A 3,377-nucleotide genomic window follows, 5' to 3' on the forward strand; every position below is an offset into this window, starting at 1 on the left:
CGTCGACTCACAATTTGAACGCGACTGGTTATGGGCACTGCTTTCGTCACCGGCGCCGGGGGATTTATTGGGTCCCATCTGGTGGAGGCGCTCGTGCGGCGGGGAACCGACGTGCGGGCCTTCGTGCGCTACGACGCCCAGAACTCGTGGGGATGGCTCGATCACGTCGACGACGAGGTGCAGGCGGCCATCGACGTGGTGTCGGGGGACGTCCGGGACCCCCACGGTGTGCAGACCGCCATGGAGGGGTGCGACACGGTGTACCACCTCGCGGCCCTCATCGGGATTCCGTACTCGTATCGCTCGCCCGACACGTACGTCGACACCAACGTCACCGGCACGCTGAACGTCCTGCAGGCGGCACGGGCCCTCGATGTGGAAAAGGTGGTCCACACGTCGACGAGTGAAGTCTACGGCACGGCGCAGTTCGTCCCGATGACCGAGGATCACCCCCTGCAGGCCCAGTCGCCCTACGCCGCCTCGAAGATCGGGGCCGATCAGATGGCCTTGTCCTTCCACCGGTCCTTCGACCTGCCGGTCGCCATTGCGCGGCCCTTCAACACGTACGGCCCCCGCCAGTCGGCCCGGGCGGTCATCCCGACGATCGCGACGCAGATCGCCGACGGCCGGCGCACCCTCCAGCTCGGGGCCCTGCACCCGACCCGGGACTTTAACTTTGTGGAGGATACGGTGGAGGGATTTCTTGCCGTTGGCAATTCTTCGCAGACGGTCGGCGAGGTCGTGAACATCGGAAGTGGGCACGAGATTTCAATCGGGGACCTCGCGCACCTGATCGCCGACGTAATGGGGACGGAGGTTTCCATCGAAACGGAGGAGGAACGCCTTCGGCCGGAAGAGAGCGAGGTCGATCGGCTGCTCGCCGACCCGTCGAAGCTTGAGGCCCTGACGGGATGGACGCCGCCGGAGTCGGGGGAGGCGGGATTGAGAAACGGCCTCGCGGTGACAGCGGAGTGGTTTTCGGAGCCCGAGCATCTGTCGTACTACAAGGTGGGCCAGTACAGCGTATGAGCACTCGCCTCGACGTCGAGGACATTGTCGCCACCCTTCGCGGGGCCCTGCCCGACGACGGCGCCGTCGGCCTGCACGAGCCGACGTTCGCCGGGCGGGAGTGGGACTACGTCAAGGAGTGCCTCGACACCGAATGGGTGTCCACGGCGGGATCGTTCGTGGACCGGTTCGAGGAGGACCTTGCCACGTACACGGGGGCGGAGCACGCGATCGCGGTGGTCAACGGCACCGCCGCCCTCCAGGTGGGGCTGCGGGTCGTCGGGGTGGAGGCGGGCGACGAGGTGCTCGTGCCCGCGCTCACGTTCGTCGCGACCGCCAATGCGGTCTCGTACCTGGGGGCCACCCCGCACTTCGTCGACAGCGACGAGCAAACCCTCGGGCTCGATCCGGCCAAGCTGCACGATTATCTCGAGGAGATTGCTGAGGTCCGAGGCAAAACCTGTGTCAACACGCAGACGGGCCGGCCCATCACGGCCGTGATGCCGATGCACACGTTCGGGCATCCGGTCGACCTCGACCCCCTCCAGGAGGTCTGCGACCGGTTCCACCTGCCCCTCGTGGAGGACGCGGCGGAGTCCCTGGGGACGCGCTACAAGGGGACGCACACGGGGCACCGGGGACGGTGCGGGGCGGTGAGCTTCAACGGCAACAAGACGATCACCACGGGCGGCGGCGGGGCGATCCTGACCGACGACGCGGCCCTCGCCGAGCAGGCCCGGCATTTGACGACCGTCGCGAAGCAGGACCACCCGTGGGAATACCTCCACGACGAGGTCGGCTACAACTACCGCATGCCCAACCTCAACGCGGCGCTCGGGTGCGCCCAGCTGGAGCAGATGCCCTCCTTCCTGGAGCGGAAGCGCGCCCTGGCGGCTCAGTACCGGGACGCGTTCGCGGACGTGGCCGGCGTGACGGTATTCGAGGAGCCGGGCTTTGCGCGCAGCAACTACTGGCTCAACGCGCTGCTCCTGGACGATGCGGTCGCCGACGAGCGGGACGCGCTCCTGGAGCGGGCGAACGACGCGGGCGTCGGGGCGCGGCCGGCGTGGACCCTGATGCCGAAGCTGCCGATGTACGAGGACTGCCCCCGCATGGACCTGTCCGTCGCGGAGGGGCTGGAGCGACGGATCGTCAACATCCCGAGCAGCGCCTCCCTCGCTCCGGCTCCCGCACACTCCTGAGGTGGTCCTGATGTCACAGCGCCGCATCGGCGTCGTCACCGGCACGCGGGCGGACTACGGCCTGCTCTACGGGCTGCTCCGCGAGGTGCAGGCCGACCCGGATCTGCGGCTGCAGCTCGTGGTGACGGGCATGCACCTGTCGCCTCAGTTCGGGGGCACAGCGCAGGCGATCAAGGACGACGGGTTCGCAATCGACGCCCGGGTGGAGATGCTGGTTTCCAGCGACACGGGCGTGGGGACGGCCAAGTCAATGGGGCTCGGGATCAGTGGGATGGCCGACGCCCTTGACCGCCTGGCCCCCGACGTGCTCGTGGTCCTCGGCGACCGCTTCGAGATGTGGGCCGCGGCGCAGGCGGCGCTCGTGATGCGGATCCCCATTGCCCACATTCACGGCGGCGAGACGACGGAAGGGGCCTTCGACGAGAGCATCCGCCACAGCCTGACGAAGATGGCCCACTACCACTTCGTGGTGGCCGAGCCGTACCGGCGGCGCGTGGTGCAGATGGGAGAGACGCCCGACCGCGTGTTCACGGTGGGCGCGCCGGGCCTCGACCAGATCCAGTACACCGACCTGCTCGACCGCGAGGCGTTCGAGCGCTCGATCAACTTCGAGCTCGGCACGCCGACGTTCCTCGTCACCTATCATCCCGCCACGCTCGGGGATACGGCTCCGGCGGACGGCGTGCAGGAACTGCTCCGTGCGCTCGACCGCTTCGACGACGCCCGCATCATTTTTACGAAGGCCAACGCCGACCCGCAGGGCCGCCGCATCAACGAGGCCCTCGAGGCCTACTGCGAGGACCGGGACGACGCGCGACTGTACGATTCCCTCGGGCAGCGGCGCTACCTCAGCGCCCTCCGGCACGTGGACGTCGTCGTCGGCAACTCGTCGAGCGGCCTCATCGAGGCGCCGGCCTTCGACGTGCCGACCGTCAACGTGGGGCCGCGCCAGCGAGGGCGGCTCCGGGGCCCCTCCGTGATCGACTGCGCCGAGCGGGCCGACGCCATCGCCGACGCCATCGCCACGGCGTGCTCGGCGGCGTTCCGGGCGAAGATCGACGGGGCGGAGTCGCCCTACGGCGAGGGCCGAACGGCCGAGACGATAAAGAGTCATCTGAAGCGCCTCCCGCTGGACGACTCGGTGCTCACGAAGCCGTTCTACGACCT

3 protein-coding genes are annotated in these 3,377 nt (G+C 68.6%); all 3 read left to right on the top strand.

Going from position 1 to position 3,377, the window contains the following annotated elements:
* The first annotated feature begins 30 nt into the window (after nucleotides 1-30).
* Entirely contained in the window at nucleotides 31-1,029 is a 999-nt protein-coding gene (locus V5A20_RS13725; protein ID WP_332327609.1) for an NAD-dependent 4,6-dehydratase LegB, read from the top strand.
* A complete protein-coding gene (locus V5A20_RS13730; RefSeq protein ID WP_332327610.1) occupies nucleotides 1,026-2,210 on the top strand; it encodes a LegC family aminotransferase in 1,185 nt (394 codons plus the stop codon). The genes V5A20_RS13725 and V5A20_RS13730 overlap by 4 nt, the downstream gene beginning before the upstream one ends.
* Nucleotides 2,211-2,220: 10 nt before the next feature.
* On the top strand, nucleotides 2,221-3,377 hold a 1,157-nt coding region (gene neuC / locus V5A20_RS13735; protein ID WP_332327611.1), incomplete at its 3' end, for a UDP-N-acetylglucosamine 2-epimerase.

It is taken from the genome of Salinibacter sp., assembly GCF_036626415.1.
Taxonomy (GTDB): domain Bacteria; phylum Bacteroidota; class Rhodothermia; order Rhodothermales; family Salinibacteraceae; genus Salinibacter.